Genomic DNA, 3,563 nt, shown 5'->3' on the forward strand with positions numbered 1-3,563 from the left:
TCGAACTGGCCGCCCCATTCGAGATAGGTGCCGGCAGGCAGCCGGAGTTGGCTGCCGATCGCCGCCTGCGCATCCGCCACGACGGATCCGACGTCGCGGCCACGCACGTTGGCTTGCACCACCACGCGCCGCTTGCCGTTCTCGCGGCTGATCTGGTTCGGACCATCGACCACCTTGATCTCGGCGACGCTGGACAGCGGTACATAGCCGCCGCCTGCCACCGGCACCTGCACCTGTTGGAGCAGGCCGATGTCGGCACGCTGCGCCTCCGACAGGCGGATCACCACGGGGAAGCGACGGTCGCCCTCGAAGATCTGGCCCGATGTTCGCCCGCCGATCGTCGCAGTCACGGTGTCCTGCACATCCTGAGCCGTAACGCCCAACCGCGCCATCGCGTCGCGGTTGACGCGAATGTCGAGCATGGGAAGACCGGTCGTCTGCTCCACCTTCACGTCCGCTGCGCCTTGCGTTCTGCGCAGCACCGCCGCGATTTGCTCGGCCGTCCGGTTCATCTGGTTGAAGTCGTCCCCGAACACCTTCACCGCGATGTCGCCGCGCACGCCGGCGATCAGCTCGTTGAAGCGCATCTGGATGGGCTGGGTGATCTCGTAGGCATTTCCCGGAATCTTCGCGAGATTACCCTCGATCCGGCTGACCAGCTCCTCCTTGGGAAGCTCAGGATCCGGCCAATCCTTGCGCGGCTTCAGGATGACGAACATGTCGGTCGCGTTCGGCGGCATCGGGTCGGCCGCCAGCTCGGCGGTGCCCGTCTTGGAATAGACGAATTGCACCTCCGGCTGCTTCGACATCATCCGCTCGATCGGCACCTGCATCGCCTGGCTCTGCTGGACCGACGTTGCCGGAATGCGGAGCGACTGGATCAGCAAATCGCCTTCGTCGAGCTGCGGCAGGAACACCGAGCCGAGCGTAGTGAAAGCAAGCGCCGCCACCACAAGGCTTCCCACACCCGCACCGATCGTCAGCGTCGGGCGCTTCATGGCCCGGTCGAGACCGGGTTCGTAGCGCTTCTTCAGCCACGTGATGATGCGGCCGTCCTTCTCCTCGACCTTCTTCGACAGCCAGATCGCAATCATCGCCGGCACGAAGGTGAGAGAGAGGATGAAGGCGAAGGCGAGCGCGATGATGACGGTCAGCGCCATCGGTCCGAACGTTTTACCCTCCACGCCGGTCAGCGTGAGCAGCGGTACGTAGACGAGGATGATGATTGCCTGCCCGTACACAGAGGGACGGATCATCTCACGCGCAGCGGCTGCCACGGTCGCGAGCCGTTCCTTGACGCTGAGCAATCGGCCTTCATGATGCTGTTGCTCGGCAAGCCGGCGCAGCGCGTTTTCGACAATGATGACGGCGCCGTCGACGATCAGACCGAAGTCCAAAGCCCCAAGGCTCATCAGATTGGCCGAGACCCCAGCGCGCAGCATACCAAAGCCTGTCAGCATCATGGTGATCGGGATGACCAACGCCGCGATCAGGGCCGCACGGAAGTTGCCGAGCAGCAGGAAGAGCACGACGATGACCAGCACCGCGCCTTCGGACAGGTTTTTCGCGACCGTCTTGATCGTCGAATTGACCAGCTCGGTGCGGTTCAGCACCGGCTGAATTACGACGTCAGGAGGCAGCGAAGCGTTGATCGTCTTCAGTTTCTCAGCGACCGCGGTCGACACGATGCGGCTGTTCTCGCCGATCCGCATGATCGCCGTGCCGACGACGACTTCGGTACCGTTCTCCGATGCCGAACCCATGCGGATCGCCTGACCCGTCTTCACAGTCGCAACTTGTTCGACCGTGATCGGCACGCCGTTACGTGTCGCGATCACGGTCCTGGCCAACTCGCTGGCATTGCGAACGAGCGCATCCGAGCGAACAGCCAGACCTTCGCCATTGCGATTGACGAAGCCACCGCCGACGCTGGTGTTATTGCGCTCCAGCGCATTTCCCAGGTCCGTCAGCGTGATGCCGAGCGAGGCCAGCTTCTGCACGTCGGGCACGACGAGGAACTGCTTGGCGTAACCGCCAATCGAGTCGACACCGGCGAGGCCCGGTGTGGTCTTCAGAAGCGGCGTCACGATCCAGTCCTGCGCGGTGCGCAGGTAGGTCGCCTTGTCCTCTTCGGTCGTCAGTCGCTCGCCCTCTGGCGTGATGTAGCTGCCATCGGGCTGTTGGCCCGGTTCACCGGGCTTGTGCTTGTCGTCCTCGCGATGATCGAGACGAACGGTGTACATGTACACCTCGCCCAGGCCTGTCGCGATCGGACCCATTTCAGGGTTCACGCCGTCGGGCAGATTCTCTTGCACGCCCCGCAGACGCTCGCCCACCTGCTGGCGGGCGAAATAGATGTCCGTAGAGTCGGAGAAGACCGCAGTGATCTGCGCGAAGCCATTACGGCTCAGCGAGCGCGTATATTCGATGCCGGGGGTGCCGGCGAGCGCGGTTTCGATCGGGAACGACACCTGCTTCTCGACCAGCTCGGGCGAGAGCGCGGGTGCCCGCACGTTGATCTGCACCTGATTGTTGGTGATGTCCGGCACTGCGTCGATCGGCAGCCGGTAGAGTGAAAACGCGCCGATGACGGCGACGATGGCGGTGAGGAGCAGGACAAGCCAGCGCTTCTCGACCGCCCATGTGACGATGCGGGCGATCATGGCTTAATCCTCGTGGCTCGCTTCGCCCTTGCCGATCTCGGCCTTGAGCGTGAAGCTTCCGGTGGTGGCGATTTGTTCGTTGCCGGTGAGACCCGAGCGGACGATTACCGTGTCGCCCGACGCATCGCCGAGCTGCACCGGGGTCGCCTTGAAGCCCGTAGGCGTGCGAACGAACACGACCGACTTGCCCTCGAAGCTCTGGACCGCCGTCGTCGGCACGCGGATTGCGCCGCTACCGCCGCTGCCCGTGAGCTGGACGGCGGCCGTCACCGGCTCGCCGACCCGCCATTCACCGCCCCGGTTGTCGAGGGTGGCGAGCGCGGGCACGAGCCGCGTCTGCGGATCAAGCGCCGGCGACACGAAGGTCACGCGGGCGGTCGCCTGACGGCCTGCCGCCTTCACCAGCACCGTATTGCCGGGACGCACCCGGCCCGCATCCTCGGGCTTGAGATTAAGCGCGATCGACACCTGGCTCAGGTTGGCGATGCGATAGAGTTCGGCATCCGCCGCGACCGTTTGTCCCAGCGTCACGGGGCGCGCAATGATCTGGCCCGAGATCGGCGCGGCAATGCCGAGCCGGTTGAGCCCGCCGCCGCCGACACCCGCCGCCGAAACCATGCTCTGCGCCTGCGTCAGGGCGATCCGCGCCTCCGTCGCCGCTGTGCGGGCGGCGATCAGATCCTGTTCAGGGGAGACTCTCTGCGCGAACAGCCGCTGTTCGCGCGCGAGGTTCGAATTAGCGAGCTGAAGCCGCGCCCGCGCCGCCTCGACCTCGCCCTTGATCTGCGCCGCCTCGCGGCTTTCGATGACCGCAATGGTCTGGCCGCGTCCGACCGATTGGCCGAGGTTACGGGTGAGCGCGACCACGCGTCCCGCAATTGCGGCCGAGACGACCTGCGT

The 3,563-nt window shown here is 65.1% G+C and carries 2 protein-coding genes; both read right to left on the reverse strand.

What is annotated here, in order from left to right; translation table 11 throughout:
* The coding region (locus tag COA07_RS17510; RefSeq protein ID WP_096641363.1) for an efflux RND transporter permease subunit at window positions 1–2,663 on the reverse strand (2,663 nt) is incomplete at its 3' end.
* A 3-nt stretch (window positions 2,664–2,666) separates the two neighbouring features.
* Window positions 2,667–3,563, reverse strand: an 897-nt coding sequence (locus COA07_RS17515) for an efflux RND transporter periplasmic adaptor subunit (protein ID WP_096641364.1), incomplete at its 5' end; no start/stop codon positions are given.

Source organism: Sphingomonas adhaesiva, from assembly GCF_002374855.1.
GTDB classification, from domain to species: domain Bacteria; phylum Pseudomonadota; class Alphaproteobacteria; order Sphingomonadales; family Sphingomonadaceae; genus Sphingomonas; species Sphingomonas adhaesiva.